The sequence below is a fragment of the Variovorax sp. PAMC28562 genome, assembly GCF_014303735.1.
Lineage (GTDB): Bacteria > Pseudomonadota > Gammaproteobacteria > Burkholderiales > Burkholderiaceae_C > Variovorax.
In genome coordinates this window covers 564,963-590,425 of sequence record NZ_CP060296.1, presented here as the reverse complement: position 1 = coordinate 590,425, position 25,463 = coordinate 564,963, and the positions used below count along the sequence as shown (strand labels likewise).

General features: G+C 60.4%; 33 protein-coding genes. 5 read left to right on the top strand and 28 right to left on the bottom strand.

Annotated features, from left to right (window positions below):
• Positions 1-228: 228 nt before the first annotated feature.
• The 4 genes from H7F36_RS02905 to H7F36_RS02890 form a co-directional block, all read right to left on the bottom strand.
• Entirely contained in the window at positions 229-1,011 is a 783-nt protein-coding gene (locus H7F36_RS02905) for an abortive infection system antitoxin AbiGi family protein (RefSeq protein WP_187053261.1), read from the bottom strand.
• Between the two features lie 58 nt (positions 1,012-1,069).
• Positions 1,070-1,711 (bottom strand): hypothetical protein, encoded by a 642-nt coding sequence (locus H7F36_RS02900; RefSeq protein WP_187053260.1) that lies wholly within the window; start codon positions 1,709-1,711, stop codon positions 1,070-1,072.
• Between the two features lie 21 nt (positions 1,712-1,732).
• Complete coding sequence (locus tag H7F36_RS02895) at positions 1,733-2,155, bottom strand: hypothetical protein (RefSeq protein ID WP_222620430.1); 423 nt, start codon at positions 2,153-2,155, stop codon at positions 1,733-1,735.
• Positions 2,156-2,403: 248 nt separating this feature from the next.
• Positions 2,404-2,685, bottom strand: a complete 282-nt coding sequence (locus H7F36_RS02890) for a hypothetical protein (protein ID WP_222620429.1) — start codon at positions 2,683-2,685, stop codon at positions 2,404-2,406.
• A 159-nt stretch (positions 2,686-2,844) separates the two neighbouring features.
• Here H7F36_RS02890 and H7F36_RS02885 point away from each other — a divergent pair, with 159 nt between their 5' ends.
• Entirely contained in the window at positions 2,845-3,252 is a 408-nt protein-coding gene (locus H7F36_RS02885; RefSeq protein ID WP_187053258.1) for a hypothetical protein, read from the top strand.
• A gap of 625 nt (positions 3,253-3,877) precedes the next feature.
• Complete coding sequence (locus tag H7F36_RS02880) at positions 3,878-4,453, top strand: hypothetical protein (protein ID WP_187053257.1); 576 nt, start codon at positions 3,878-3,880, stop codon at positions 4,451-4,453.
• 288 nt (positions 4,454-4,741) lie between these two features.
• Here H7F36_RS02880 and H7F36_RS02875 read toward each other — a convergent pair whose 3' ends face one another.
• The 21 genes from H7F36_RS02875 to H7F36_RS02775 all read right to left on the bottom strand — a co-directional run bounded on the left by H7F36_RS02875 (position 4,742) and on the right by H7F36_RS02775 (position 21,229).
• Entirely contained in the window at positions 4,742-5,149 is a 408-nt protein-coding gene (locus H7F36_RS02875) for a hypothetical protein (RefSeq protein ID WP_187053256.1), read from the bottom strand.
• Positions 5,149-6,276, bottom strand: a complete 1,128-nt coding sequence (locus tag H7F36_RS02870; protein ID WP_187053255.1) for a hypothetical protein — start codon at positions 6,274-6,276, stop codon at positions 5,149-5,151. The genes H7F36_RS02875 and H7F36_RS02870 overlap by 1 nt, the downstream gene beginning before the upstream one ends.
• 73 nt (positions 6,277-6,349) lie before the next feature.
• Positions 6,350-6,499: a hypothetical protein gene (locus H7F36_RS02865; RefSeq protein ID WP_187053254.1), complete on the bottom strand. Its 150-nt coding sequence runs from the start codon at positions 6,497-6,499 to the stop codon at positions 6,350-6,352.
• A 19-nt stretch (positions 6,500-6,518) separates the two neighbouring features.
• A complete protein-coding gene (locus H7F36_RS02860) occupies positions 6,519-6,746 on the bottom strand; it encodes a hypothetical protein (protein WP_187053253.1) in 228 nt (75 codons plus the stop codon).
• A 15-nt stretch (positions 6,747-6,761) separates the two neighbouring features.
• Entirely contained in the window at positions 6,762-6,923 is a 162-nt protein-coding gene (locus tag H7F36_RS02855) for a hypothetical protein (RefSeq protein ID WP_187053252.1), read from the bottom strand.
• An 8-nt stretch (positions 6,924-6,931) separates the two neighbouring features.
• Positions 6,932-7,396 carry a DUF5681 domain-containing protein gene (locus H7F36_RS02850; protein ID WP_222620428.1) on the bottom strand — a complete coding sequence of 155 codons (465 nt, stop codon included), beginning with the start codon at positions 7,394-7,396 and terminating at the stop codon, positions 6,932-6,934.
• Between the two features lie 173 nt (positions 7,397-7,569).
• The gene (locus H7F36_RS02845; RefSeq protein WP_187053251.1) at positions 7,570-10,614 is read right to left on the bottom strand and encodes a transglycosylase SLT domain-containing protein; all 3,045 of its coding nucleotides are present in this window, start codon (positions 10,612-10,614) and stop codon (positions 7,570-7,572) included.
• Complete coding sequence (locus H7F36_RS02840) at positions 10,614-12,101, bottom strand: hypothetical protein (RefSeq protein ID WP_187053250.1); 1,488 nt, start codon at positions 12,099-12,101, stop codon at positions 10,614-10,616. The genes H7F36_RS02845 and H7F36_RS02840 overlap by 1 nt, the downstream gene beginning before the upstream one ends.
• Positions 12,102-12,110: 9 nt before the next feature.
• A complete protein-coding gene (locus H7F36_RS02835) occupies positions 12,111-12,392 on the bottom strand; it encodes a hypothetical protein (RefSeq protein ID WP_187053249.1) in 282 nt (93 codons plus the stop codon).
• Complete coding sequence (locus H7F36_RS02830; protein WP_187053248.1) at positions 12,389-12,661, bottom strand: hypothetical protein; 273 nt, start codon at positions 12,659-12,661, stop codon at positions 12,389-12,391. The genes H7F36_RS02835 and H7F36_RS02830 overlap by 4 nt, the downstream gene beginning before the upstream one ends.
• Before the next feature lie 4 nt (positions 12,662-12,665).
• On the bottom strand, positions 12,666-13,397 hold the full coding sequence (locus H7F36_RS02825; RefSeq protein WP_187053247.1) for a hypothetical protein: 732 nt from the start codon (positions 13,395-13,397) through the stop codon (positions 12,666-12,668).
• A gap of 127 nt (positions 13,398-13,524) precedes the next feature.
• Positions 13,525-13,833, bottom strand: a complete 309-nt coding sequence (locus H7F36_RS02820; protein ID WP_187053246.1) for a hypothetical protein — start codon at positions 13,831-13,833, stop codon at positions 13,525-13,527.
• Positions 13,830-14,354 carry a hypothetical protein gene (locus tag H7F36_RS02815; RefSeq protein WP_187053245.1) on the bottom strand — a complete coding sequence of 175 codons (525 nt, stop codon included), beginning with the start codon at positions 14,352-14,354 and terminating at the stop codon, positions 13,830-13,832. Before H7F36_RS02815 ends, H7F36_RS02820 begins: the two co-directional genes overlap by 4 nt.
• The gene (locus H7F36_RS02810) at positions 14,351-14,647 is read right to left on the bottom strand and encodes a hypothetical protein (protein WP_187053244.1); all 297 of its coding nucleotides are present in this window, start codon (positions 14,645-14,647) and stop codon (positions 14,351-14,353) included. The genes H7F36_RS02815 and H7F36_RS02810 overlap by 4 nt, the downstream gene beginning before the upstream one ends.
• Entirely contained in the window at positions 14,644-16,152 is a 1,509-nt protein-coding gene (locus H7F36_RS02805) for a YfjI family protein (RefSeq protein WP_187053243.1), read from the bottom strand. Before H7F36_RS02805 ends, H7F36_RS02810 begins: the two co-directional genes overlap by 4 nt.
• A complete protein-coding gene (locus H7F36_RS02800; protein WP_187053242.1) occupies positions 16,149-17,093 on the bottom strand; it encodes a toprim domain-containing protein in 945 nt (314 codons plus the stop codon). Before H7F36_RS02800 ends, H7F36_RS02805 begins: the two co-directional genes overlap by 4 nt.
• Before the next feature lie 174 nt (positions 17,094-17,267).
• Positions 17,268-17,486, bottom strand: coding sequence for a hypothetical protein (locus tag H7F36_RS02795; protein ID WP_187053241.1), 219 nt, complete (start codon positions 17,484-17,486; stop codon positions 17,268-17,270).
• Positions 17,486-17,839 (bottom strand): helix-turn-helix domain-containing protein, encoded by a 354-nt coding sequence (locus tag H7F36_RS02790; protein WP_187053240.1) that lies wholly within the window; start codon positions 17,837-17,839, stop codon positions 17,486-17,488. The genes H7F36_RS02795 and H7F36_RS02790 overlap by 1 nt, the downstream gene beginning before the upstream one ends.
• 470 nt (positions 17,840-18,309) lie before the next feature.
• The gene (locus H7F36_RS02785; RefSeq protein ID WP_187053239.1) at positions 18,310-19,548 is read right to left on the bottom strand and encodes a hypothetical protein; all 1,239 of its coding nucleotides are present in this window, start codon (positions 19,546-19,548) and stop codon (positions 18,310-18,312) included.
• 104 nt (positions 19,549-19,652) lie between these two features.
• The gene (locus H7F36_RS02780) at positions 19,653-20,315 is read right to left on the bottom strand and encodes a hypothetical protein (protein WP_187053238.1); all 663 of its coding nucleotides are present in this window, start codon (positions 20,313-20,315) and stop codon (positions 19,653-19,655) included.
• Positions 20,312-21,229, bottom strand: a complete 918-nt coding sequence (locus H7F36_RS02775) for a hypothetical protein (protein WP_187053237.1) — start codon at positions 21,227-21,229, stop codon at positions 20,312-20,314. Before H7F36_RS02775 ends, H7F36_RS02780 begins: the two co-directional genes overlap by 4 nt.
• A 704-nt stretch (positions 21,230-21,933) precedes the next feature.
• On the opposite strand from H7F36_RS02775, the gene H7F36_RS02770 reads away from it, so the two are divergent.
• Both H7F36_RS02770 and H7F36_RS02765 read left to right on the top strand, forming a co-directional pair.
• Positions 21,934-22,431 carry a hypothetical protein gene (locus H7F36_RS02770; RefSeq protein ID WP_187053236.1) on the top strand — a complete coding sequence of 166 codons (498 nt, stop codon included), beginning with the start codon at positions 21,934-21,936 and terminating at the stop codon, positions 22,429-22,431.
• Positions 22,412-22,744 carry a hypothetical protein gene (locus tag H7F36_RS02765; RefSeq protein WP_187053235.1) on the top strand — a complete coding sequence of 111 codons (333 nt, stop codon included), beginning with the start codon at positions 22,412-22,414 and terminating at the stop codon, positions 22,742-22,744. The genes H7F36_RS02770 and H7F36_RS02765 overlap by 20 nt, the downstream gene beginning before the upstream one ends.
• 291 nt (positions 22,745-23,035) lie before the next feature.
• Here the strand turns inward: H7F36_RS02765 and H7F36_RS02760 are convergent, their stop codons facing one another.
• A complete protein-coding gene (locus tag H7F36_RS02760) occupies positions 23,036-23,299 on the bottom strand; it encodes a hypothetical protein (RefSeq protein WP_187053234.1) in 264 nt (87 codons plus the stop codon).
• 233 nt (positions 23,300-23,532) lie between these two features.
• Between H7F36_RS02760 and H7F36_RS02755 the strand changes: the two genes are divergently transcribed.
• Complete coding sequence (locus tag H7F36_RS02755; RefSeq protein ID WP_187053233.1) at positions 23,533-24,240, top strand: SOS response-associated peptidase; 708 nt, start codon at positions 23,533-23,535, stop codon at positions 24,238-24,240.
• Positions 24,241-24,495: 255 nt separating this feature from the next.
• On the opposite strand, the gene H7F36_RS02750 is transcribed toward H7F36_RS02755, so the two are convergent.
• Both H7F36_RS02750 and H7F36_RS02745 read right to left on the bottom strand, forming a co-directional pair.
• Positions 24,496-24,780 carry a DUF6794 domain-containing protein gene (locus H7F36_RS02750; protein WP_187053232.1) on the bottom strand — a complete coding sequence of 95 codons (285 nt, stop codon included), beginning with the start codon at positions 24,778-24,780 and terminating at the stop codon, positions 24,496-24,498.
• Positions 24,781-24,782: 2 nt separating this feature from the next.
• A complete protein-coding gene (locus H7F36_RS02745; protein ID WP_410003078.1) occupies positions 24,783-25,313 on the bottom strand; it encodes a phospholipase D family protein in 531 nt (176 codons plus the stop codon).
• Positions 25,314-25,463: the final 150 nt, after the last annotated feature.

Here is a 25,463-nt window from a genome sequence, read left to right as displayed (position 1 = left end):
AAAGTAGAGAGTTTCGTGGAAACCAGTCTGGCAACCAAAGCCGGCAACCGGTGGATACCCTTCTGGATACCATCGCCGTGTTTTGTGAAGCACAAACAGCCGCACCATGCAGCATTGAAAGCCTTCGCGGATTCGCTGCCTTGCGCGCGCGCACGTACTGGACGTTTGTCTGTGCTGCCATGCAGCGCGCATGACGACCCGTCGGCCAACTGCCGACGCCCGATGGGTTTAGGAGGTGGGGATCTCGATGATCCGACCTGCCAGCGTAGGAAACTCAGCCTCGACAGCAGATCGGAAGGCTGGCGCAAGATGTACATGCACGATGTCGGCAATGTCGAATGGCCACTGCCCCAGCAAGCGCCACTCCCGCTCCATATAGAAATTATCTCGATGGTCGTCCGGCAGGTCTGCGTTGAACGGCTTGATGTACGCGAGCAGTTCCATTTCCAAGATGCTCTTCAGGCCGCGCATCAACTGCACCTCGTCAGAAGGTATTTTCCCCATCTCTCGGTACAGGTGCTTCGAGGCAAACATTTCCTCCATCGTGCGCGGCATCGTCTCCGGTTGAGGAGGAACACGATCATCAAAATGCTTCCGAAAACCTTTGTAGACGGCTTGAATGTCGCGTAGCAACGGCCGGCCTGCGAGTCCATCCCAATCGCCCTTAAACGTCGGCACGTAAGCCACTGGACGGGCGCCCCATTTGATCAGTTCTGCTCTTTGAAAGCTAAGACCGAAGCGGCCATATCGAGACACATGCGAGCCAAGTGAATCGGCAGGAATATCAGCAAAGCAGGTGATGTGCGGTGAAATTAATTGCTCGTCGAGCAAAGATGCTTCTGGGCGCACGGTCACAGTGCGAGGCAGTCTGCCTGGCTTGTCATGCGGCGGAAATGAAAGAAGCCCGGCGCGCAGAATTTGAATCAGCGTGGAGCAGTTGCGAGCGTCGTCTTGTGGCTGCGCATGCCCCACGAAGTGAAACAGTTCCGACGAGGTATAGGGCTGATGCATGCGCCAGCATAGCGGCCGATCCCGACGCGGTTGCGCACGCCTACTGGACGCTTACCACTCACCTCGACGTACAGCTTACCGAGCTTCCAAACCGCGAGCATTCAGTCGTCACCGGCCGGTTCATCTGAATCTGCTGCTGTCGAAGCATCTGCTGCTGGTACTGCTGCTGTTGAGCCGCCTGCAAGCCCTGCAAGAAGGCTTGGCCGCGTCGCTCGTCATCAGCGGCCTGAGCCTGCGCTCGTTGCCGATCTGAGTCAGCGAGACGAAGCATGGCGTTGCGTGTCTGCTCCAGATGGATGCGGTTGTAATCGCCGTAGGTGATGTCGCCGGCGTACAGCCTGGCGAACAGCAATGTGGTCTGCTCACCGAGCCCCTCAATCTGCATCCAGACTTCGGGCGGCATGTTCGCTCGCCTATAGCTGGCGCCCTCGGCGATGCAAGCCTGTCTCACGCTGGTGAAGGTCACAAGTGCCTGACGCTCCTCTTCGGTCGGAGCCGTCTTGTCGGCCAGCATCTGGATCGTCGGCGGACCGTCGAGGCCGACGCCTACTTTGTCATGCAGCACCCGGCGCGCCTCGGGGTCCGCGTTCATGCGCCTGAAGCAGGCCATCGTCGGGTCGGAGCCCATCATGGCCTCGGCCGTGGGTCCGCGCAGGCCCGTGCATCCGACCAGCGACAGCAGCGACAGCAGCGACAGCAACAGTAGTCGTCCCATTCCCATTCACTCTTCGGTGACAAATATCGCTTTGCCGCTGATCTGCTTGCCAGTCCGGACATTCGAGCTTGAGACGCCGATCATGGGCGCCTTGCGGTTGTAGGAGGGCTGCAGCATGACGATACCGGAGCTTCCCGTTTCGAAGTCGCCCAGGCCGTCCAGCAGCAGACCATTTGCCCCGACCGCTGCGGCCTGATTCTTGGCGTTCGCCACAGCGGTATTCATCAACGATTGCTTGTCCATGAAGTCATGCGCGGCATCGGCTGAGACGATAGCAATCTCGACGTACTTCTTCGGCGGGCTGGTGTAGAGCTTCACCTGATCCGGCGTCGTCGGCGTCCGTGCCGTGCCGACAAGTACAGAGGTTTCATGAGTGATCGCACAGCCGGTCAGGGCGAACGTAATCAGGATCAATAGAAGTTTATTCACAATCATCCTTTTGTTTCCCACGCCATCACTTCCGCTAGCAACCATTTGCCATCGGCTGCGGGCGAGGGCACTACGCCGCGCCTGACGCGACCTGTGAGGGTCTTGCCAGAAACGCCGAGCCGTTCGCACATTTGCGAGCGTGTCAGCCTGGCGCCTAAGCAGCGCGTCAGCTCAAGGACCGCGGCGGTCAGCTGATCGAGGCGCCTCATCACTTCGACTTCGCTCACAGGGTCAATTTGTGCTCGGCGTCAGTTGCAGACGAACTGGCCGTTGCGATTGGTCCCGCACCGCTGCTGTGGGGCTTGGTAGGTCGGCTGCTGGTACGGGTTCACGGTGCCCGCCTGGCCGGTGTGCGGGTTGTAGTTGCCCTGCGTGCTGTAGTTGTCCATCTTCGTGTGGTTTGGATTGGTCGCATAGCTTGGCGCGACGTATGTTCCGTTCGATGTGGTGTATCCCCGGCGCAGATGCTCCGATTGGGCGAAGGCAGAAACGCTGATAAGGGCCAGCGCGATAACGGCAATCTTCTTCATTTTTTTCTCCTCACCCGGATCGGGCTCGAGCAGTCTGCAATCGTCAACGAACTGTGTCCTAGGGGTAAGCGAGCGCCGGTGCCAACTATTCCCGTTTCCGCGGACTTGTGGCGTGCGACGTGTCCGCGGGCTCATAGACTTCGCCCAGGAGCAGGAAACATGAAAGCAACAATCGTCTGCACTCTGGCGCTGATGGCGGGTACGGGGCACGCTGCCACGATCTACCTTTGCAAGGCATACAACGGTGCTACCTTCTGGGCTGCGAATCACTGCAACCAGCACAACGCGTTGATCGATCGCATTGAATATGTCGCTGACGGCGTGCCATGGGCACAGCAGGTACTGCAGGCCGAGCAGGCGAGATCCGGGCGTGCCCAAGTAACCCAGACGCATACCGCCGACGCGCAGCGGGCACAGCGCTGCGGCCAGCTCGCGGCAGAGCGCGCAAAAATCGAGGGGCGCTACACAAACTGGCAGTGGCAACCGCCCGAGGTCATCAACCCTGACCAGCAACGCATGCGGGGGCTTCGTGCCGAACTGTCCGCCAACCAATGCGCCACGCAGTGAACATCAAGTGCGCGATCCTTGCGCGCGCACGCGGGGATGTCACTTCGCCAGTCTTTGAATCTGTTGGCGTGGCTACGCAAACTACCGGTTCGTATCTACGCAGACAGACGCCATAGCGGCCGTCTAAAACTGGAAAGGGTGCCCCCGCGCAGCCTACAAAACCTACGAAAGCCACCTTGAGATTCGAAAGCGGCCTTATGGGAGCCCTACAGAACCTACAAAAGGGGACGATGGTGTGCGCTTGTTTTGAGCTGCTGGCCGTGACGGCGTGCACCTCCATGACGCCGGTGCACCGAGCGAGGTGCTTCAACGCGCGCGTGTTTTCTGCGGCAAGAAGGAGATGGTGCTGGAGTCGTCGACATTGGGCGGGACGCAGGGCTGGACGCCGCAAACCGCTGAAGTGCTGTTCAGGTGCGAATGTCCGTCCAGAAATCCTGGGCGCGCCCGGCCGTGCGAACGCGCCGGCGTTTCTCGTCGCGTCAATGTCATTCCGAGCGAGCAGCATAGGCGACCGACTGATTGGCGGTGAGCCTGCGTTGATAGAGCCGTGGCTGCATCCCGGCGGAAACGACTGCCTTACTCTAGCCACCATTGCTGCTATAGCTTGCACATGCAGAGGTGCTTCATGTCTGTAACCCAATCCAATGGACCGGCGGTCTTGAAGTTTTCGCCGAGCACGACACCGTCGCCGCTAGACCCTGTCGACGCGAACGATTTCTACCAAGCGCTGGGGATCGCACTCGTTGCCTGGGGGCGGCTTGAGGGGCACTTCACTCTGATGCTGCTGAATCTCATGCGAATAGCCGGCGCCGCGGCCGTGACGCACCAATTGCCAAACTCCATGGCGGAACGAGCCAGGCTATGGAAAATCGCGGTTGGGGCGTGCGCCGATCTGGTCGGAGTACACGACGTTGCCATTTGGTGGGTGAATGACTTGATGGTGGTGGCTGAGCGTCGCAACACGGTTGTCCACGCGATTTGGGGTAGCTTTGTGCCTAGCCCGACGCTGGCGATCGAAGCACTGAGCATTCGGCACAAGAAGAAGACGCCCGACGGGCTAGAGGTCACGCGCCAGCATGTCACCATAGCCACGCTGCAAGAGATCGCCACGCAGGCCAACAGGCTGAACATCAGCTTGCTCAACTTCAGCGGATCGCTTGAATCGCTCTACCCCACGCCACCCGATGCGCAAAACGTCTAATCGAGTGGATAGAGAATCTACGTTGATGCACGAGGGCGAGCGGAGCGTGTCAGCTGCGACTTATCCAGCCCAATGATCCACCGTTCAAATTCAACCATATCGATATAAACGCGACCATCGCGCTTGCGGAAATGGATCCCCTCGGCCCATTCACCTTTTTCGATCTTGCGCTCGATGGCCTTGCGGGATAGGCCGTCATCGTGGCGGCAAAGCCGATGGTCACGAACCGGGATGGGGCGATCGCACAAGCGTTCTCCAACGATGCGGAGCGGATCAACGCAGTGGTCCTCAGGCCTCTACCGATGAGTGGAGGCAACCCCTTGCGATAGCAAGTTGCTTTAACTTTTTCGCGATGTTTTTCTGAGCTTTCTCGCTGTGCGCGGAATAGTCCGCCAATGCGTGAGCAGCATTTTCAAGCTGGTCATCTTTGGCCGTCAGCGGATCGGCTTTGCACGGAATGGACTCGGCCGAAAGCTCAGCAACAGCAAGGCCAAAAACTGCGGCCGATAGCTTGCCGTTCGCTACATACAGAGTGTGTGACTCCGCTGCCGTAGTTAGCGCAGACCTGTCTACCGACATTTGATTTTGGTCATTTGCGTATGGGCGAAAACGATCACTGGACGGCTCCCCCTTCTCCAGCGAGTGCGGATGGATCTGGCGGAACAACACCTCTTCAGGAACGAAAGGTCGAACCATTAGCGGCCAACCTTTGCATCGAAAAAGTCGATGAAATCTTGCGAGACTGCTCCGTAAAACACTGGCTCGAGCTCACCTCTGCCACCCACTTCGATCCCGAAGAGTTCCACGCCGCCAGTAGCAAGAAATTCTACCGATAGGTCCCAATCATTTCGTACTAGCTCAAAGAGCACACCGCCGGCAAGCGTCGGGTAAATCCTGAAATCTGCACACAACATTGGGCGCTTGCTCAAAAAACTCTTTGCCGCCGAAACAGCCTCTGCAGATGGGGCGACACCCGCGCCATCAGACCAGCCATCAACCAAGATCGCGATCGCTTCGACCCTATTGCCGCAACGCTCCAGCTCGGCACCGATCTCAGGGTCAATTAGATCAACGCCGTGTACCTGCACGATACCGCGAAAGGCGTCGTTGTTGTCACGCTCTATCTGCAAGTCGAACTGAACCGTTCCGTTGATGTTGCCGTCAAAAACTTTGACGCGCTCGTTGTCGATACGTATATCTATTTGACCAAGCTCGAAAGCTTGCACCTTGATAGTTGCCTGCGCGTCGGGCGGAGCGAATACGCCAATGAGAGTGCCAATGCCGTCGTGCCGACTTTCATACGTCTCACGGACTTTGGTAATTAGCCTTTTGCGGCGGACGACATCGAGGTAAACGACGTTGCCATCTACGCCTTTGCTCCCGACAAATTCGATTCGTTCATCTTCATGCAATCCCGATCCCAATCGATTGAGTGCCCGGACGTGCTCAGGGTCCAAAGCCTTCGGAAAAACATCATGCCCAGCATCATCGACAAGGCTGATAACGTCTGCGTAGGAAGCAGTCACGATCTCATTGAGCTCGCTTGCGAAGCCCGGCAAATATTCTTGTGCCGTAGCTTCATCCCAACTAAGTGCAGGAATTGCGCTGCCAGGTTCGATTCCCACCAAGTCAAAGGAAAGGCTCTTGTCAAACCCTTTGGGCACCCGCTGGCGATCGGAATTTGCGGCACGCCACTGCTGCTTCGCGTAAGCAACGAGCAGGTCACGAAACGCTGGCAGATCAGCCAACACATCGAGCGGAAGCCGCGTCCGGTCAAACCGTCGCCCCACGTATCGAAGTCTAAAAAACTTGTCGTCGTCCATTTTTGTGCCTAAACAATTTTCGCACGCGCCTCATGCATTTAGGTTGTGTATCGTGGCGACCTGAAAAACCCATTCAACGGCCGCGCATCTGCTCGGGCGATTTCTTGTGCTTCGTTCCCTTGGCCTTCGGCACCTTGGCAATCGCTTGCTTTGCTGCGATCACCTTGGGATCGAGCAGACCGCCTCCCACCATGGGCGCGTTCGTCGGGTTGAATGGAAACATGGTTTCTCCTGTGCAATGTTCAAAGATTGGGCGTCGCTGCCGGCGGCTCGGCTGCTGGTCGATGCTTTGGCGCCAGGGCGACCAACGAGACGACCATCACCTCATTCCCAGCTGCTCTGAGTGCCGCGTGCTCGGCCTGCTGCTCTAGCGTTCCATCACCGGAGACAAGTCGCACCAGGAAGGGTTTGCTGTTCTTGTCGCCTGCGGCCTCAAGGTCCGCGACACGTCGTTCAAGGTTCAATGCCATATCGTTCTCCTTCGGTCAGACATCGACGATGGATCGCAGGATCACGATCGCATCCTCGTCACCGAATAGCCCGAGCCGCTTGCACGCCTGCTCCAGCGTTTCATCCACCAGGCCCCGGTAAACGCGCCTCGTGCCTTTGCGCTGCTCCAGAGCTTCGATTCGTTTCTTGATGTCCATACCGGGCCTCACTTCTTGGTTGCGGAATCTTCGAGGGCTGCGACACGGCGGGCCAGTTCGTCGACCTCGGCCACCTTCGCAAGCGAGCCAAGCGCGGTCATCAGGCTGGCGGCGTGGGCGGCAGGGATCTCGCCGTCGGCAGCGGCTTGCAGCAGCGCGTGGCCCTTTTCGGTCAGGTTGCCATCGGACGGCAGCATGATTGCCTGTGGCAGCTCCACCGGCTTGATAGCTGGCAGGACGCGTTCGAGCAAGAGGCGTGCAGCGCCCACATCTCCGCCTTTGGCTTGCTCCATTAACTTGGCGATGAGGTCAGGCACGCAATCGCGGATCTTCTCGCGCAACTCGTGAGCCTTGCTCGTGCCCGGCGTCCGGCCTGCAGGGTTGCCCGACTGGCCCTTCTTCCACAACTGCGGCGGGCGCTTCTTCTCGCCTGCTGGCGGCAGTGCATTTTCAGAATCGGTCTTTTTGGTCATTCGGTAACTCGGATTGTTTCGGGGGCTGTTGTTTTGAACAGTAAGTCCTTAACATCGGGCGATGGAAATCTTCGGCTACAGCATCCCGGCGTACCTGCTCTTGAAGCTGGTCGCCCTTGGCTTGCTGGCCTTCGTGGTGAATTTCGTTTACACATGGAAGACAGGCCGCAACCTCACTGACGACCGGAACCGGATGTACTCATCGGTGCCGCCCGCAGCAGGTACTGTCCAAGGTCGGGATGGAGCAGACCGATAGGCCGCGGCGCCGACTGCATCTCCAGCAGCTTCAACGCCTTGACCATCTCGTCAGGGTCTGCAAGCAGACCGCCGAGCCGTTCCACCTTGCCCTGCTTCGCTGTAGCCCGAAGGCCGTCGAGCATCGGACCGGTGAACTTGCCGATGAAGGGAATGCGGTTCGCAAGCACGTTGACCGCTTTGTGATCCAGCAATCCAAGCCCCAGTGCGTTCTGCACGTTCTGCGCCGTGTTCGAGCCGGTGGCCATGCCTAGCGACGTTGCTGTATCAGCACGCGCAAGGTCGCTCTGCACACCCATCAGCTGAGCCCGCTCGCCGGGGCTCATCAGCCCATCGATCGCACCACTCCGAGCATTCACCCAGTTCGCAAACTTGGCGTTGGTCAGCCGACCGAGCCGGTCCGTCTGGTTTGCCGCGTCGGTGATCGCATAGTTCTTCAGCGCTGCCGTCGTCTCTGGATTAGCGACCTTCTGGAAGGCTGCGATGTCGGAAGACTGCGAGCCGCGCGGGTTGAAAAACTTGGGAGCCAGCTCAGCACCTTGGGCAGCAGGCAGGCCATCGCCGCCACGTTGAAACATCAGCGACTGCGGGCCGGTATGGAATCGGTCCATCTTGTCGGCGTGCAGGGCGATTGCCTTCTCCCACTGCGCAACGATGTCAGGCGGAAAATTCTCGCCCGGTCCACCGTTGCCGCCTGCGACCGCCTTCACACGCGTGTCGACATCGGCAACCATCTGCCGGAGCGCCGCAGCTTCACGGTTGGCGCCCTTCGCATCTGCAGCTGCTGCCGCCTCACCGAGCGATGAACGCAGGTTCTGCACATGGGCGAACGGGACAACCTTGGAGATGACCTGTGCGCCGGGTGCTTCACCTTGCGCGGCTTCGTGCATCGCCAGCATTGCGCGGGACTGGTCGGCAGCGTTCGACACCACCGTCTCACCAGACGAGTGATCACGAAGCGCGTTGAGCAGCGTGGCCGAGTCGGCTTCCGGGATGAAGCCTTGCGCGTGCATCGCCTGAGCCAGCGTATCGATCGACTGGCCGCGGCCGTTCTGCATGATGCTGCCGAGCCCCGACTGACGAAGATCGGCAAGCTCGCCAGCGAGACCCCGAGAGGACACCGCACCCGTATTGATGCCACCCAGCGCGCGGACAGCCTGAGCGATGTTCTGGGGCTGCGAGCGGGCGCCAGGTGCACCGGTTGGCACGATCGCAGGAACCGTTTCAGTTCCGATGCGACGCGCTTCAGCGAGCGCTGCGTCGACCTTGCCACCAGTGCCGAAGGTGCCAGCCCCGAGAAACTTGTCTTTCGCTGCCTGCATCTCATCAAGCGGCAGATTGAAGCGGGTTTCGTCGAATGGGTCGACGGCGTTGAACGCCTGATTTACTTCCTTCGATGCCTGCGCTTCTGCGGGCCGGACAGCAGCGCTCAGGCCGTTGCCGAAGTTCTCGGCCGACTGCTGCACGGTTCCGCTGACTGGCGACACACGATCGAGCGTGGCGAGGCGGGCCGCATCCTGCGCGGTTTCGCGTCCGAGGATGGCGCTATCGCCGCTGTTTCGAAGCGTGCGCTGCAACTGGCTGACGCCGGGGTTTTGCAGGATCTGCGGAACCGTCGGGCCTTCGCCGACGATGTTCGGACCCTGCTGACCGAGAGCAGCACGCACCGCGGCAATCTCTTCCGGAGTCTTGTAACCACCTGCGGCCATCACGGTTTGTGCAGCGCGGACCTCTTCGGGCGTGAGCATCTTCCGGACGCCCGACGCGGCCAATGAGCCTGCTTTGCCGAGGCCCGCAACCACTGGAGGCAGCGCACCGCCGACGACAGCACCAAGGCCGGCTGACGATGGATCGACCAGGCCAGCACTGGCATACCCGTTGATCGCACCGCCAGCGGAGCGCAGGCCGAGGTTTCCGGCTTGTCCCAAAAGCGTTGCAGGAGCAAGCCCCGTGGACATGCCACCGCTTGCAATCGAGGTGCCCAGTGCGTCGAGGGCAGGGGCTGCGCGGGCAAGCATCGGCAGGGCCGCTGCGCCCCGGATGCCCGCACCGATGGTCCCCCCGACCGGCCACGTCGCCGCAATGTTGCCGGCGAAGCGTCCGCCACCAAAGGCGAGCGAATCGTTTTCCTTGTTGAAAGCGCTGAGTGACGCCTGCCGGTCGTCGTTGCTGGAAAGCGGTGGGGTGATGCCCATGCGCCCCAGCGTTGACTGGCTGGGATCTTTGACACCCAAGCCCACAGCATCCGCCAGACGCGCGCCGCCGTTGAGCAGCGTGTTGCCGACATCAGCGAAGCCGCTTGCAAAGCCTTTCGCCGCATCGCGTTCCATGCCAGGACCGCGCGCCGCGTTGATAAGCGTGCCGAAGGGTGCGAGGTTCGTGATGACGCTCGCCGCGTTGTCGAGCATCGAGTTGCTTGCCGCCGCCTCCTTGCTGGCTGCTCGGCTCGGTTGCGCGCCTGCGGTCGCCATGGGCTGCGTGAACTGAGCATTGAGGTCAGCCCATGGATCGGCGCCGCTTGCTCCCGTTCGTGCTGCCGTCTGTGGCGCGAACTTCTGAGCGAGCGCGTCCCATTCCGAGGAGTTGCTGTCTGCCTGAGGTTGTCCCATGCCGGCCGTCACTTTCTGGATGTAGTTGCGCGTTTCTGTCGGGGCTGCTTCGAGCCCCTTTCGCTGGACGTTGCCAATCCCCCAGTTGTAGCCAGCGAGGGCTTTCGTCACATCGCCGCCTGTGCTCTTCAAGAGGTCAGAAAACATGCGTGCGGCGCCGGTCGCCGACTGCGTGAGATCGTTGGGATTGGTCACACCGTATTGCTGGGCGGTGCCGGGCATGAATTGAAAGTGGCCCTGCGCGCCGGCAGGGGAAACCATGTTGCGGCCCCGAGCCGATTCGGCAGACCAGACACTATCGAGCAAGCCGGCCGGAAGACCGTATTGCGATTCGAGGCTGTTAAAGATTTCCATCACTTAGCCCACGGTTGAAGGACGGGATCAGCCCACACCGAGCCCTGAATCTTTCGCCACTCGCGATCCACGCGCGTGAGGTCACCGGCCTTCTGCGCCAAGGGCAACGCCTGCTCGTAGTACTGGGCGCGACGCTGGTCCATGTTCGCCTTGGCCTGCGCGAAGTCCATGATGAAAGCGTTGGCGTCTGGCGTGTTCGACAGCTTGACGAAGGTCTGCTGCGCGCGGGTCGAGTCGCCCTCGGTCTGCGGTCCCTTCTGCGCTGCGAGCGTGGTCAGTAGCTTGTCCATGGCGACCGATTGAAACTTCTGAGCGCTCGACGCAAACAATTTCGAGTTGCCGACGTTGATGCCCAAGCCTTCGAGCATCGCCGCGCCTGCAGCTTTCTGTTCGGCGCCCCATCCCGTATTCATATTGACGTTGCGCACCGCTTGAATGCTCGACTGCAGATCCGTCGCCGTCTTTCCTGCATCAAGCGTCGGCTGATAAGTGCTCTTGATCCAGTTGTCGTTCAGCGCAACGGCCGACTGCTGCGTGATCGGGTTGCGGCCACTCTGGAATGCACCAGGGAACGCAGCAGGGGCACTGCCAGGCGCGCCGCCCTGACTACCACCGCCAGCGGCGCCGCCTTGCCCTTGCGCGAGGTTGTAGAGAGGCACCTCGTATGAATTGCCATCTGCGCCGATCACCGACTTGGTCTGCAACTGCGCGCCCGTGACCTGTCGCGCACGGTCGGTCATTACGTCGAAGGGCATCTTTGCCCCGGCAACGGAACCAGCCTCTTGGCCTTTGATCAAGGCATTGGAAGCGGAGTAGCCCGACATCGGGGCCACCGCACCATTGACCATCCCCATGCCGTTGTCCAGCTTCGGCATGTAGCGCACAGCGCCCGTGCTCGGGTCTTTGTAGTAGTTGCCGGCCTCCTGCTTCACGCCGTCCGTGGAGTACTTGTACATGTTGAACAAGTCGCCCGCGTTCTTCGCGCCGGCAGTGCTGAGCAAAGCGAGGTCGTTGAGCGAAAGAGGAAAGCTGCCGCTTGATTGCGCAGCGCCCGGACCTTGAACCGGAGCTGAAGGGTTGTACCCGGCACCAGGCGAGGACGGTGCACTGCCGACAGGGGCCGATGCGAACCCGTCGGGGGCAGTGCCGCCGTTCGAAAAGCCGGTCGAAGGCGGAGCGCCCGACATGCTGGCGAGGGGCGGCTGAGGAGCGCCGTTACCGAAGCGGGACATGATCATTCCATTGATCTGTGCGTCACGCTGGGCTTGCATCTGTCGTGCTGCGATCTGGGCCGTGTTCTCGTCGATCTGCGATTTCACGTACTGCCGTTTCAGGTCGGCATCACGGTTCGCATCGACGCTTTGTAGCGCACCAGCAAGACGCTGGCCGATCCCGGTGCGGTTTGGATCGGTCGTAGGCCCACCGGCGGCGAGCAAGCCGATACCAAGCTGAGCGTCGGGTTGCTGAAGGAAGTCGAGTAGCCCCATGAGTGGTCCTTAGTGCGCGGTTTCGTGGGGCTCGGCCCACGGCAAGAAATTCAGTCGGTTTGCCATGGCTGGCACGTCAACCCAGACCTCAGGAGCGGCGGGCGTCGAGTACGAGAAGATGTGCAGCCCCGCGACGACCTGCGCGTCATTTGCATTCAGAAAGTCGAAGAACGCCGGCATGGTCTGTGCCACCACATCAAGCGCGAACGTTGCAAAGGCTTCGTGCAATGCCGCGTCCTGCTCCGTGTCGGGAATCTCGGTGTTCCACTCGGTGAAGACGGTGGCGGTCACTGCATAGCTCCAGCGGTGCCGGCGACATCGACGCCTTGCTCTTTGAGGTACTCGTAGAGCGTGACCGTCAACGCCTGAGCCTCACGCGCCGGGATGACTACACGCAGAGCGACTTTCTTGTGCACCGATTCGCCGCTCGGGTTGTGGTCGGCGGTAGGGTTTGCGAACGTGATGATGACGTTGCCGCGGCTCATGATGAAGCCAACGGGTTGGTCAACGTAGATGGTGGGCGCAGTGGCCGAATCGATGATCTTTGCGGCTTCGCTCATGGGGTTACCACTTGATCCCTTGATCCATCGAGTTGGTGTAGTTCGGCGCGGTGTAGTCGCCGCTCGATCCCGAGTAGTCATTGCCGCTCGTGCCGGTGGTGCCGGGAAAGTTCTTGTTCCACCAGCCCATGGCCGACTGGCCGAGTTGAGCGCCGCCCATTGCCGAAACGAACGGGTTGCTCGTGGTGCCGGTCGTCTTGATCTCGGTGCCGTAACCCTGGCCTGTGCCATTCGCCGCGTTGGCAAACTGCGACCAATAGTTCATCGGCGTGTTCTGAATCGTCGTGCCGTTGTTCAGGTTGTTGGTGTTGTAGCCCGCTTGCGTGCCCAACAGGCCGATTCCGGTTTGCAGGTTCTGCTGGTTCTGCGAATAGGCGTCGTTGTAGAGCGACCGGTTGAAATTGTTGTTGTTCCAGTAATTGGAGCTGTCGATGCCCTGCTGCTGCATGTACAGGTTGCCGCGGTTCTGGTAATCCGCACCGCGCATCTGCGTGGAGATGTTGCCCAGCGAGTCCTGAAGGGTTCGCTGCCCGTTGGCGTTCATCTCATCGATGCCGGCATTCCCGAAGGAGCCGGACCTGGCCATCGCCGAGTTGTACGCAGGCTGGGTCGTCAGGTTGTAGTTGCGGACGACATCGCCTTGCGCTTTGTCGATGCTGCCCTGCAAATAAGGGTTTGAGCCACTGAGGAACGGGTTGTTAGCCGCGTTACTCGGGTCGGAATACATGTCTGCCATCAAGTGCTCCAGCGCAATCACTGCGTTAGGTTGGAAGGCGGGCACATGGAGTGCCGCCCTCATGTCTCGATGGTCGCGCCGGAGTGTCCCCTTGATCTATGTCGTTGGAGTGCGGTCAATGCCGTCCTTAGACCTCCCTGCCCATCTCAATCCATGCGGCCAGGTGCTCGATGCGGTAACTCACGCGGCAACCGTTCATGCCGACGGTGAAGTGCACCGGGCCATTGCTGCTGAGCCGAAGCGCTTTCAGGAAGCCAGCGGAGTAACCCAGCAGCTTTGCGGCGTCCTTCTCGGTCACTCGGCCATCACCGGAGATGGTCATGCCATCACGGCCCGCCGAAGCTGTCAGCGCCGCCGTAGTGGCTTCCGTGTTTGCACGCCGACGCGATGTGGACGCATCCACCAACGCAACCAGTTCGGTATGCGCGGTGGTCACGCCGCAGCCTCAAAGCCAGGGCAGCGCATGGGCCACCGCAAGAACGGCGTCACGATTTCCCCGGCTTGCGCCCGCGTCGGCACCGTGCATCGCTTGCCGTTCAGGCGTCGGCATTCGAGGCAGATGTGATGGTCATCGAGGTTGAACGTTCGGGCGGCGACATCCAGCGCCAACTGATCAGCCTCTTCGTTGCGAACGCCACGCCGTTGAAAGAGCATCACCAGCGCCATGTGGGCTTCACTTGGTTCGGCAGGGTCCGCGCCCGGTGCGGATGCTCGACCTAACACCACGCCGGACTCCGGGTTGGAAGCAGGCGAGGCTGCAGCGGTCACCACCGCCGGGGCTTCGTCCAAGAAGTTCGGCGGGCAGTCATCCGAAACTTCGGGGTCGTTGAAGCCCTCAATTTCAGAGAAAGGGGCGGGGGGCGACCCCACAAAACCTACGAAAGTGGCTTCTGTAGGTTTTGTAGGTGCCACGGGCGGGGCATCTGCCGTTTTGCGGACGCGGTCGAGCCACTTCATGCGGCGCCTCCTGTCGGCTCTTGCGCGGTCGTCAATGTGGCACCGGGTCCCGCATGCGGCGAGCAGCATCCGCATAGCTGACAGGCCCTTGTCGGGTCGTTCGGCCGGCGTTTGGGCAGCGGCGCCCACGCGACATAGAAGGCGGCTTTGCCGTCCCACTGGCCGTATTGCGGCAGGCCGCCCGCGCCAAGAAGCTGCACCTTGCTGTTCACCGGGCAGTCGGCCATCTCGCGCCAGAAGTAGAAGGCATCTACTGCGACGTTCTGCGCCGTGATCTTCACCGACCCGGTCATGTTGGGCTCCAAGCCAGCGGGTTCACTTCATATCGCTCACTCGGCCGACCACCGGTGTGCACGACTTCACGCTGGAGCCAGTCGTAGTCAGCGAGCAGTTCAGCAGCCTTGCGCACTGCCTCAGTGGTGCCCAGGTGGGCCCAGCACTTCTGTACGACTTGGCGCGGCGTGAACGAGCTGCACAGCACGCCCGTGCGAATCTTGCCGAGCAAAGCCTTGGCGGCGCCTGTCTCGGGCATCACTGCCGCGCTGTAGAGCCGTTCAGCATGCGAGCGGAGATATACGCTCCAGTCGAGTGCTCGTGCCAATTGCTCAGCTCCAATCGTGGCAGCGTTCGGCGTGTCGATCATGGTGAAGACGACGGCCAGCGCCGGAACCAGTTTCCGATACTTCGAGAGATGCGCCGTGAATGACGGGTGCAGTTCGCCGCCACGCACTTCCGGTTCAAACTCCTCGCGCCATTCATTGAACATGGCTTGTGCCTCATCGTCGAAGCGCCAGACCCGTGGTTCGGCGTCGACCTCGATCGCTGCCAGGCGGGTGAACACGTCGTAAGCGCGTTGCTTGGCCGGCGTGTCGGGCCACTGGTCGACGTTCACAAAACTTGTCGTGACGTCCGGCCATACCGCCATCCCAAACCGTTGCAGCAGGCCGTCGTCACCGGCGCCACCTGCCACGGCATCACGCACATAGCTCTGGATGCGCCCCGGCTGGATGCCGCCGAGCATGGCGATGCAGACGCGGTCAATGCGCTTCGTGCCGCGGCCGATCCGGTCAAAGGTGTAGCCCTGATTGCCGTCGTAGCCCTGCAGGTAGAACGCTCTCGCGCCTTCTTGGCCTTCGCGGTCCATGCTCTTCAGCAGCCCGTAGATCTCGTCGCGGTATGCCAGCATGCCCCACGAGTCGACGCTCAGAAACTCGCCGAGCTTTTCCACGGTGGCATCGTTGACGATGAAGCGACGCTCCGCTGGTGTGGCTGGCAAATCCACTGGCTTCAGTTTCTCTTTGGCGCCGGCCGGATTTTTGGTCGCCAAGCCCTTGGCCTCTCGTGCGTTGGCTTCGTTCTGCAGCTCGGCCACCTTCACGTCGAGATCCCAGTCCTCTTTCTCCGCTTCCCACTTCTCGCGCGCGTCGGCTTCGAGTCGATTGAGTGGCCGGAGCGTTTCGCTCAAGGCCGGGGACTTCATGACGCCGGGGTTGCCGATGACCAAGCCCCAAAGATTCGGCACTACCTGCCAGTCGTCCTTGGCCTTCGGTTGAATGACCGCACGGGCGCCGATCAGGCTTGAGAGTGCTGTTATCGCGGCGACAGCAGGGAAGTCCGGCGGGCACTGCATGCGGTTTCCGATGTCCATCACCCAGCCCCGGATCTCGTCGGGCAACAGGTCGGGATCGAACGCCATCACGGGCGGGAGCGTGTCGGGCAGCTTGGTAGGGACCGGCCAGCCATCGAGGACGGGAGCAGCGGCATCGATACCGGATCTCACGGGGACCAGCGCGCTCATGCCGACGCCTCCACATTCACCGAACCAGCCAGGCGGGCCAGATCGTTCCAGTCCGTGTCCTTCGGTCCTCTAGGTAGGTTGCCGAAGCCAGGCACGGCAAGCAGACCACCGATGGCTGCTGCAGCGTTCTTTGCCGCGGTCATGCCGGGGTTGCCGGGCGTCTGCCAGTCGTCATCGGCTGCGAGCACGATGGAGAGGGATGGGTACTTTGCTCGCAGCGCACGCGCCACCGGTTCAAGGTTGCCGGAGTTGAACGCGACGGCGACCGCATCACCTGTTGCCTCGAAGACTGTGGAGCAGGTTGCAAGCCCCTCGCCGATGATGAGCCGCCCACTTGGGCGACCGATGGAGTGATACATGCCTTTGACCTTGCCCCCAGAAAGAAAGAGTTTTTCGCCGTTGCTCGTGATGCCCTGCAGGCTGTGCAACTTGCCCGCGGTGTCCCGCATGGGCACGTAGAGGACGTTCTCCAGCGTGGTGATCTCGCCGGTTTCGCCGTCCCACTTCTGCCACCGGCCGACGCGCAGGCCGTGACCCTTGACGCCCTTCAACTTCAAGTAGGGATGACCTACTGCAGGCACGCCGAGCGCCCATATCTGCGCTGCCTTGTCAGCAGCATCGGCGTTGCGTCGGGCTGTCTCGGCGTCACGCATGTGCTGCGCAGCTTTGATGCGATCACGCAAGGCGACGCGTTCTGCGGGGCTCATGTCGTTGTCGGACCTCGAGCACCATGTTTGCGTCTCGCCGGTACGCCAGTTGCCGAAGGTGCCGGCTGGGATGTTGTCCAGATGAAGGACGTACCAGCCCGGTTTGTCGCTCCGCTTGCCTTCGGGGCTGAAGCGGTGGAGAAGTCCATCGCCGAAGATCTCGTCAGGTGTAGTCATGCCGGCAGCTTCGATCGCTGAACGGAACTTTTCGGTGGAGTCAGTGGTAGCGCTCATCGGGCACCTGTTCTCTGTGAGAGGAAACGACGGGCGTCGTCGAGGCTGTGGATCGGCTTAAGCCATCCCCACCTGCATGCATAGAAGGGTGCTTGCGTGCTGCCAGGGTCAGTACGTACCAGCGCGAAACCGCGCAAGGCGTACTCGGCTGCCAACGTGGCGTAGGTCTTGTCTTCAGCGGCCATGGCGTTGTGCTCCCATACGAAGCAGAACCGTTTTCTCGCGACGTGCTGCCAGTTCGTCGAGCGCTGGCTGGTTGCAGAAACCACAGCGGCGCGCATAGGCTTCCATCGAGCCCCCACAGCAATCGCAATGAGTGTTGTCGGCATCGGTTTTGCGTGGTGCCGCCCACGGTTGGACTGCCGCCAGCGCGGCCATCTTTGCGAAGGGCATCAGTTGCTCCCTGCGGCTGGGCGAACCCAGTCGTCTGTCGGTTCGTTCAGCGTGTAGAGCGCCATGCGATGGGTTCGGCCATCAGCGCCCCATGCATTCACCATCGCGGTGTCGATGCTGTAGCCCTGCGCGCGCAGTTCGTGGATACGAGTCGGGGCTTGGAAGCAACCGACGGAGCGCAAAAAATCCGTCGTTTTGGGGCTGTGACGCAGCGCTGACAAGATGACCTTGTGCTGCTCTTTGCGGGTGAGGTATCGGCGCGCTGCTACGCCCACGTTGGCGGTAAAATCGAAACTGCTGGTCTGATTTTGAAAGCCCATGGTCGCCCTCGAAAGTGCCATGGGTTCTTTCATTTGGACGCTCCCTTGAACCAAAGGGAAGGGCTTGCGAACCAGAGTCGCAAGGCCAATGCGTTGAGGGCCTTCATCACAGTGCCACCCCGATCAGCTTACGGATCGCGGCCACGGGCCAGGCAAGGCGCCCGTTTACGCGGAGTGGACGAAGCGGTCCGTGGTCCTTGGATGCCCACTGGCGCAATGTTTGCGGTCGGCGGTTCAGATAGTGTGCCGCTGCGGCTGTGTTGACCGTCGGACGATCTTCGCGGTCCAAGGGTGTGAACCCTGCGCTCTCTGAATCGCGCTGCATACCCGATGCTTGGTAGGAAACTTGTTCCATTATTTGCCTTTAAACCGGTGGCACAGACCGGTATGGGCGAACAATGAAAACCCCGCATTTAGAGCAACGACCCTGGGGTTTGAAAAACTGCGCTTCTCGCTGTGCGCATGCGATGGACTATCCGATAACGCGGGGTTTACACCCGGGGTTAAGCCAACGTATCAAAGTGATCTGCTTCGTAGGTTTTCCAAAGGTCGAACCACGGCTTCAGTAGAGGCTGCGTTTGGAATCTTGCGCGGGCGCTATTGGCCTTGATATTGTGTTCTCGCACAAGGGTGGCTGCGATGAGCACCGGGTTCCATCGATGCTCCCGCACCCCTCTCTGCCCCCTCATTTCAAGGCATTTCTCCAGCCACTTGGGCATGTCGCCGAGTGGCTTCTTCCATTCCTTCTCGGTCCATTTCAGGCCCGCGAAGCAGAACGCGATGTCACCCGTCGATAGCGAAACGGGGCCGTCAGGAGTCGTACGGGGCGCAGTAGCCGCGGCTCCGTGAGCATCAGCCTCGTTTGCCTGCGGGGCAGGCATGTCATTGGGCGTGGCAGGCTTGGTATCTACCCGGACAACCTCGGCTTCCAGTTCGATTCTTTCCACGGCAGCGTCGACCGGCGCCGCGGCCGATGGTGATGTAGCCGCTGCAGTTTGGATCGGCACATTGGCAGGATCGAGAATCGCCATTGCCGCTTCGTATCGATCGATCCAATCGTGATACGTCAGACCCAGCTGTCTCGCGACGAGGTGCCAATCAGCCAAGCTGCGGCTTGTCGTGCTCAAAGCCTCGAAGGCGCTGAGCATCAGCGCAAACTCATCGGCATTCACTTGCAGGTTAGCTATGCCGTCGGCTTTGATGTCGGCTGCTTTAGTCGAAGCCGGAGAAAATTCGCTCATCAGCAGCGCAGCATCTTCGGCTTTTACCGCAGGAAGCTTGCGCCAGATGTCCGCGCCCAGCACTGCGTTGTACCAATCAACTATTTTTTCTAACTCTGCATATTCGCTTGTTGTAACGACTGGCTTTGCCCTCTTGGAAGGACGGACCACGACAGTCCCACCATGGAGCTCCGCGAGTCGGACAAACTCCATGTGGTCGATCGAGTAGAGAGCGTCCTGCCTCGCGTCAGACTTGTATCCGGTAAGTGCCGGGCGCCAGCGATTGCGGGGCTCAATCGAAAGCTGTTTGCACAGTTCATCAAAGTCGCTTTCTATGCTCAGGTCATAACGTCGGGCAGTGCCCTGTTCGATGATCAGCGGCGAGTCGGCAACGGCCTCATCGTCGGGGCCTACTTCGACGTACACATTAACCACCCGCTCAATCGGTGCGGCTTTGCGAATCAATTCCTTCGCGTCGGCGACTGTAATGCGGCCAGTGTCTTGACGGTAAATAGTTTGCATATGCGCCCCTTGCGCCCCTTAAGAAAGATGCCAGCCAAGCCCGCCAGGGAAGCAGGTTTTCGGGGATCAGCCTATGGCTGGCAGAACTGAGAGTAGTGGAGCGATCAGCCCCTGAGCGCAATCATTGGTCGCTGCGTCCGAACCGATGGAACGCCAACCAACTGGAGATGGGTTGGTGCCCCTTCCGGATCTGTCACCTTCCATGCCTCTACAAAGTACGTTTCCCCGTTTCTGAACTGAATGATGTAGCCGAGCCTGTAGCTGCTGCGCGATCCATCGTCTTGCAGATATTCCCCGCCTTTCTCCTTCGTGCGGTGTACTCCGTAACCCTGTGAGATGACGGCAGCGCAGCCCGCCACTGTCACCGAATCGCCAACCTTGAACAAAGCGCTGGCGTCGCGGACTGCTTCATGAGATGCGGACAGGCCGGGATCGTGTTTGATGCGTGAGCGGGCTTCGCGCTCATCTTCTTCGGTCTGCTCGCGGCGTTCGCTCTCTTCGCCTGTGACGCCCTTGGTCACTCGAAATGCGCTGCCAATCTTGGCAACCTGCATCCAATCTTGATTGTGCTGGGGGCGTGCCGTGCGAGGTTGCTGAATGCCTTTAACAAACATCACTGACGTTCGAGGCATGCCAGCCTTGCCGGGTAACTGGTCGGGTTCAACTAAGCCGGCAGCGATCAACGCGTCAGGCCGACCGAAGTAATAGTTGCCGCGGCTATCGCCGAAGCAATCTACGCCGGTGATCTTGCTCTTTGCGGGCTTCATGCTTGGCGCTCCCGAATGATCTTGATGATGGCGCGGTCGATGTGGCGCTTGGATGATTCAAGCAGGCTGATAGATGCCCACAGCGCAATGTTTGTGTCCTGATGCGCCACCATGGTGAGCACTGCGATTGCCACGCACAGAGCGTTGCTTGCGGGGTTGCATTCGTCCTCTTTCGTGTCAGTTTGCGAGATCGATTCAAGGGATTTAGCGGCGATCTCTGCGAGATCTGACCCACCGTAAGCAGCATTGCTGTTCAGTTCCTCTGTGATCGCACTGAGAACTGCGCATGCTTCGTGCGCATGGCAGGTAGCGCGCAAGATCAAGCCCTCGATGTCGACCGGTTCGTCATCAACGCGCTTCGGAGATTGCGCCGACGATTTCTTGTCGCACGGCCCGCGGGCTCTTGCGGCATCCAAAGGCACGGCGTCTTGTGGATCTACGACAGTCGCTGCCTCAATGGCTGCCCGTGCAATGCGCTCATATTCCGGGTTGTAAGAGCCGCTCGTCATGACATCGGACATCTTGTCGAGAATGTCGTATGTCTGTGCGCCAAGTGAACGCGCGACGCTGTCCATCTCTTCCGGAGTGTGCAGAGCGCCATTGATCATCGCCATCGTGTCGAAGACGACCCGTTCGCATTCTTGCTTTGAGCGCTGCTCGTCTTGAAAGCTGAATTGTCCCAGCATGATGGTTGCCAGGTTCATCAAACGCAGAAAGCCGTCGGTGTCCATTTCCTGCTCGGCGCGCTCTTCCGCTGCTTCCATTAAGTTGCACGCTGCATCGCGTGCCGAGGTGGCGATCGTCCGCCAGTTTGATGCTGGGGCGCTTTGCGGAGCTTTCGTGCGGTCCTGCGCTTTACCGCGCTTCGCTGTGTGCTGCTTGCCGCGGGCGGGAGTGATAATTTGTATAGCCATGGTGTGCGGTCCTTCAAAAGTTGCACGTTGTGGTTAGACGGCTCCAGGAATCTCACCTCCTGTGGCCGTCGCCTTTTGTGCCTCAGCTTTCTGGGGGTAACAGGCTGATGCCCCCAGCGCCCTGAGGCGCGGCGCCTTACTTCGTTGGCTCTTTCGCCTTGTCGATCCGGTCACGAACCCAAGGTGCTCCGCCAAGCCGCTGAAGCTTCTCCTTCTGGGCGTCAGATAGCTTGATCGTGACCGGGGCTGTGGCCGGCGCGCCAGCAACTTGCGGCTTCCTGCCGCCACCTTCGCGAGCGCCACCGTGAGTCTTTTTCGTTTCCATAGTTGTTATGGTACACCTAAACAACTTGGTTCAGTGTACTTTTACACAATCCGCACCCGTATTTCTCCAGACCGCGCACGGTGATTACGTCTGGTAGTACTCGAAGCGCGCGCCTCACATCTTCGCTGTACGCTGCGTCGACAAATCAATTAAGGCGCGTGCGCGTGCATGCGAGTGCCCTTTGACGGGCCTGCTGCACATCCGGTTTTCTGCCATGGCTGGCAACGTCACAGTCTGAAAAACTGTGCAGATGCCACAACGTCCACGGAAGCCCATAGCGCCTGCCATCCGGCAGCCACGAACGACTGGGACAGAGGAAAACCGGTGTCGCCGTTGGTCTGCCGAGGATGACGCTTTCATGCTCGCTAAATGCGCCGCAATGACCGACGCCGCGATAGGCAAAAGGCTCGGTCGTTCCAAAGTCGGCGTCGTTATACGTCGCCTCAAATTCGGGATTCACAAGTTGACGCCTCCAGTGCCTTGGGCGCTGGATGAAGATTCCATGCTCAGGGATCTATACGGCGCGGTCGACACTATTTTTCTGGCAGCCATGCTTACTCGGCCGCCGGAAGCCCTTCGGGCGCGCGCGTTTTACCTCAACCTGCGGATGCGAAAAGCATGGTCGCAGGAGGAGGACGAGATCTTGTGGGCTCACTACCCATGCACGCCCGTGCCTGTGTTTGCCTGTCTGCTGCCCCGTCGCACCGATCGGAACATCTACCACCGCGCTGACGTTCTTGGTATCGAACGCGGCCATGCATACGTGCTCAGCACATGGGACCAGCGACACCACGCCTACCCGCCCGAACTGCGATCACTGATCCGTCTCCACCACAACGTCCAAAGGAAACTGCAAGATGTCGAAGCGAAACATTGAGACCATGCGAGGGCATTTGTTCAAGGTTCTCGAAAGCCTTGACGACGACACGAAGCCGCTCGACATCGCCAGACAGCGTGCCGTCTGCGAAACCGCACAGACGCTGATCAATTCGTTAAAGGTGGAAGTCGAGCTACACGCCATGCTGCGTGGGGCAATCGACGTGCCCTTCATCGAGAGCCAGAGCAACGAGCGTCCGAATAGCGACGATCCCGAAAGAGCAGTCGTAGATCGAAACGCGGCTCTCCTTGCGTCGGGACCGGGCTCCGACCACCGCTGGCGGAAATCAACGGGCCACCGACTGCGAACCTAAGGTGTCAGGCGCCACCATCGGATCGAAGTACGTCGCGTGCATGCCCTTTAGTTCCAGCAGAACGCCGCGATATACGCGAACCCAAGCCGGCACCGGTACGACGCCGTTCGCCCAGCGGCTCGGCGTGTTGCGTTCGCACCCCCCATACAGCAGAAGTCCGATCGCTTCCAGCGAACATCAAGCAGCGTCTGCCTAAATTCGACGGCCGTCAGCGCGTGGCGGCCTCTTGTGACGCGATCATCAGCGGGCCATAGATGCGCGCCTGCTCGGCGTTGAAGATGTCCGTGAGGCTCATCTATTCCCCACCTCGCAAAACCATACCTGCACCAGCCACTGGTGCCCCTCCAGCTCGATGCCGGTGAAGCTGATCGTGTCGCTATAACAAGCCTTCAGGGCGGGCCGGTAAAGCATGCCAAAAGGAGGTGGGTTGCCGTCAGGGGTGCTCGCACACAGATACAGCGCGCTGCCCTGGTACTGCAGCAACCCGATGACCCACGGTTGAGCGTGAAACTGCCGGTCGTCCAGTTCCACGCCAGCCTTGAATCGTCGTTTCATTCTCACCCGCATGCTGGATGAATGTACAGTGTTTGTGTACGATGTCGATATGGAATTGTTGAACGCTGACGTTTGGATTGGGGCTTGCGCACATCGCCTTCATCAGCGGTGGCGAACGCTCGATGCGGCCGTGCTTGAAGAGTTGGCGCGCGACCTTTGGCGGGATGAGCACCTACGCACCATGCCGCCCGCCGACGCGGCCGCCGAGTGGCTCAAGCCAGTAGCATCTGACGATGTGCAATCGCTACGTCACGCCCGCTGAAGCGGAGATGGAACGCTTCTGGCACCTCGGCCCAACGAACCGGCCGCCGTTGTTTCCGCGCCAGGTCTTCCCGCGGTCGCCGGGGCCTTTCATTCGGCGCGCACGTCATTCAACAGGGTACGAGCGCGAGCTGGTCGTCGGCCAGTGGGGCTTGATCCCATGGTTCGCCAAAGAACCCAAACTCAAGTTTCCCACCAACAATGCGCGCAGCGAAGAGCTGGCGGAGAAGGCCAGCTACAAAGACCCGTGGAAGCGCGGGCAGCGCTGCATCATTCCAGCGGCATCGTTCGACGAACCCAACTGGGAAACGGGCAAGAACATCTGGTGGCAGTTCAGCCGCGCGGATGGCGCGCCGTGGGGTCTGGCGGGCCTGTGGAACGTCTGGACGAACAAGGACACCGGCGAGGTGCACGAGAGCTACACGATGCTCACACTCAACGCCGACGACCACGAACTGATGCGCCGCATGCACAAGCCCGATCCGAAGTTCGCCCCGGACGCGCAGGACAAGCGCAGCGTGATCCCAATCGAGGCCGGCGATGTCGACCAGTGGCTGGCCGGCACCGTCGAGGAAGCCAAGCAGATGTTGCGACTCGCGTCGGTGGATGTGTTCGTCGCCGGGCCTATCGTTGCACCAGCAACGCTGGTCGCGTCCAACGATAGTGACAAAGCACCCTAGCGCCCTCCGTGCAAGGCTGGCAGACTTACTGAGGTCGGTGCCTAAATACAGAGCACCACCGGCGAAGGCCCGCACAGCAACGATCCGGCCCTGTGCCAGCGCAGTTGTCCACAATGTTATGCACGCTCACTGTGGACAATGGGTACAGCTAAATTGTGAAATCCCCCGCACTAAGGGATTGACTTGAACACAGACTCGCCGCGGAAATAAGTCACGGCGTCCGAGCCGCTGGAGTCGGGTGGCGCCGGTCAATGTTCAGTGAAGCTTTGGCTCCAGGGCACGCAGCTCCCGCCAGAACGCCTCGATGAGGAAGGTCGAAGCATCGTCTGGGCTTTGGACACCACAAGCTTCGAGCAACGCCCGGTTGCCTTGCCACAGCCCGAGGTTGTTTCGGATCCACAGGCCCAAACCGAAGTGCAACACCACCAGTTCGTCCCGCGCCATGGCTGCGATTCGTGCCTGTTCTGCTTTCGGCACCATCGCGATCAGCAGCCGAACAGCTGCGTCGACTGTTTCCGGAAAGCCGTCTGAGCCGTCCATGCTCAGAAGCTCACTTCCACCGCAACCCCTTGAGCCCAGCGGCTGTCCCAATGCGCGAGATAACTCGACGCGACGCGTTCATCGTTCCAGACCACGAGCACGTTCTCGGAGTTGGACCGTGCGGCCGCCTGGCTGTAGTTAAAGGAACCCGTCTCCGTGTGCCGGCCATCGACCACGATGTATTTGTCATGGTGGATGGCATAGCTCGAGATCACCCTGATCGGTATATCGGCGCCTGCGATCAAGTTCATTGCGGCGATGCTGGCCTTACCGCGGTTGCCCCGGTCATCCAGTAGGACTTTGACGTCCACGCCGCGCTTGCGCGCGTTCACGAGTGCACGGACGACGGCGGGAGATGTGAAGGAATAGCCGGCAAGGCGCAACGATCGCTGGGCGCTGTCCATGACCTTGAGCACCAGGGCCTCTGCACCCGCTTCCGGTGAGAAAGCGACATCGATGCGGGTGCCCGGCTGCAAGGACACGGCTGCGGGCGCATCTGTCGAAGATGGCTGCACGCTGCAGCCGATCTGCAAAGACAACGCGAGCGCAAGCAGGAGCCTGCGTGAGCGGAAGGAAATCAGGAATTGAGGCAAAAGCGACGACGAGTACGAGGGATGGACGGATCAAAAAGCGACGCGCCGATGGCGCAGGGGCGTCTGGAGCGTGCATTGTCGCGCGGCGGC

Coding starts and splice junctions, on each gene's coding strand:
- H7F36_RS02885 (WP_187053258.1), top strand. CDS start 2,845: ATGAAAGCAACAATCGTCTGCACTCTGGCGCTGATGGCGGGTACGGGG.
- H7F36_RS02830 (WP_187053248.1), bottom strand. CDS start 12,661: ATGAGCGAAGCCGCAAAGATCATCGATTCGGCCACTGCGCCCACCATC.
- H7F36_RS02850 (WP_222620428.1), bottom strand. CDS start 7,396: ATGACCAAAAAGACCGATTCTGAAAATGCACTGCCGCCAGCAGGCGAG.
- H7F36_RS02760 (WP_187053234.1), bottom strand. CDS start 23,299: ATGAAACGACGATTCAAGGCTGGCGTGGAACTGGACGACCGGCAGTTT.
- H7F36_RS02880 (WP_187053257.1), top strand. CDS start 3,878: ATGTCTGTAACCCAATCCAATGGACCGGCGGTCTTGAAGTTTTCGCCG.
- H7F36_RS02755 (WP_187053233.1), top strand. CDS start 23,533: ATGTGCAATCGCTACGTCACGCCCGCTGAAGCGGAGATGGAACGCTTC.
- H7F36_RS02775 (WP_187053237.1), bottom strand. CDS start 21,229: ATGGCTATACAAATTATCACTCCCGCCCGCGGCAAGCAGCACACAGCG.
- H7F36_RS02815 (WP_187053245.1), bottom strand. CDS start 14,354: ATGAAGTGGCTCGACCGCGTCCGCAAAACGGCAGATGCCCCGCCCGTG.
- H7F36_RS02855 (WP_187053252.1), bottom strand. CDS start 6,923: ATGGACATCAAGAAACGAATCGAAGCTCTGGAGCAGCGCAAAGGCACG.
- H7F36_RS02825 (WP_187053247.1), bottom strand. CDS start 13,397: ATGGCAGACATGTATTCCGACCCGAGTAACGCGGCTAACAACCCGTTC.
- H7F36_RS02795 (WP_187053241.1), bottom strand. CDS start 17,486: ATGCCCTTCGCAAAGATGGCCGCGCTGGCGGCAGTCCAACCGTGGGCG.
- H7F36_RS02860 (WP_187053253.1), bottom strand. CDS start 6,746: ATGGCATTGAACCTTGAACGACGTGTCGCGGACCTTGAGGCCGCAGGC.
- H7F36_RS02750 (WP_187053232.1), bottom strand. CDS start 24,780: ATGGACGGCTCAGACGGCTTTCCGGAAACAGTCGACGCAGCTGTTCGG.
- H7F36_RS02785 (WP_187053239.1), bottom strand. CDS start 19,548: ATGCAAACTATTTACCGTCAAGACACTGGCCGCATTACAGTCGCCGAC.
- H7F36_RS02790 (WP_187053240.1), bottom strand. CDS start 17,839: ATGAAAGAACCCATGGCACTTTCGAGGGCGACCATGGGCTTTCAAAAT.
- H7F36_RS02780 (WP_187053238.1), bottom strand. CDS start 20,315: ATGAAGCCCGCAAAGAGCAAGATCACCGGCGTAGATTGCTTCGGCGAT.
- H7F36_RS02770 (WP_187053236.1), top strand. CDS start 21,934: ATGACCGACGCCGCGATAGGCAAAAGGCTCGGTCGTTCCAAAGTCGGC.
- H7F36_RS02840 (WP_187053250.1), bottom strand. CDS start 12,101: ATGGGGCTACTCGACTTCCTTCAGCAACCCGACGCTCAGCTTGGTATC.
- H7F36_RS02845 (WP_187053251.1), bottom strand. CDS start 10,614: ATGGAAATCTTTAACAGCCTCGAATCGCAATACGGTCTTCCGGCCGGC.
- H7F36_RS02865 (WP_187053254.1), bottom strand. CDS start 6,499: ATGTTTCCATTCAACCCGACGAACGCGCCCATGGTGGGAGGCGGTCTG.
- H7F36_RS02805 (WP_187053243.1), bottom strand. CDS start 16,152: ATGAGCGCGCTGGTCCCCGTGAGATCCGGTATCGATGCCGCTGCTCCC.
- H7F36_RS02810 (WP_187053244.1), bottom strand. CDS start 14,647: ATGACCGGGTCGGTGAAGATCACGGCGCAGAACGTCGCAGTAGATGCC.
- H7F36_RS02765 (WP_187053235.1), top strand. CDS start 22,412: ATGTCGAAGCGAAACATTGAGACCATGCGAGGGCATTTGTTCAAGGTT.
- H7F36_RS02800 (WP_187053242.1), bottom strand. CDS start 17,093: ATGAGCGCTACCACTGACTCCACCGAAAAGTTCCGTTCAGCGATCGAA.
- H7F36_RS02890 (WP_222620429.1), bottom strand. CDS start 2,685: ATGAAGAAGATTGCCGTTATCGCGCTGGCCCTTATCAGCGTTTCTGCC.
- H7F36_RS02870 (WP_187053255.1), bottom strand. CDS start 6,276: ATGGACGACGACAAGTTTTTTAGACTTCGATACGTGGGGCGACGGTTT.
- H7F36_RS02905 (WP_187053261.1), bottom strand. CDS start 1,011: ATGCATCAGCCCTATACCTCGTCGGAACTGTTTCACTTCGTGGGGCAT.
- H7F36_RS02875 (WP_187053256.1), bottom strand. CDS start 5,149: ATGGTTCGACCTTTCGTTCCTGAAGAGGTGTTGTTCCGCCAGATCCAT.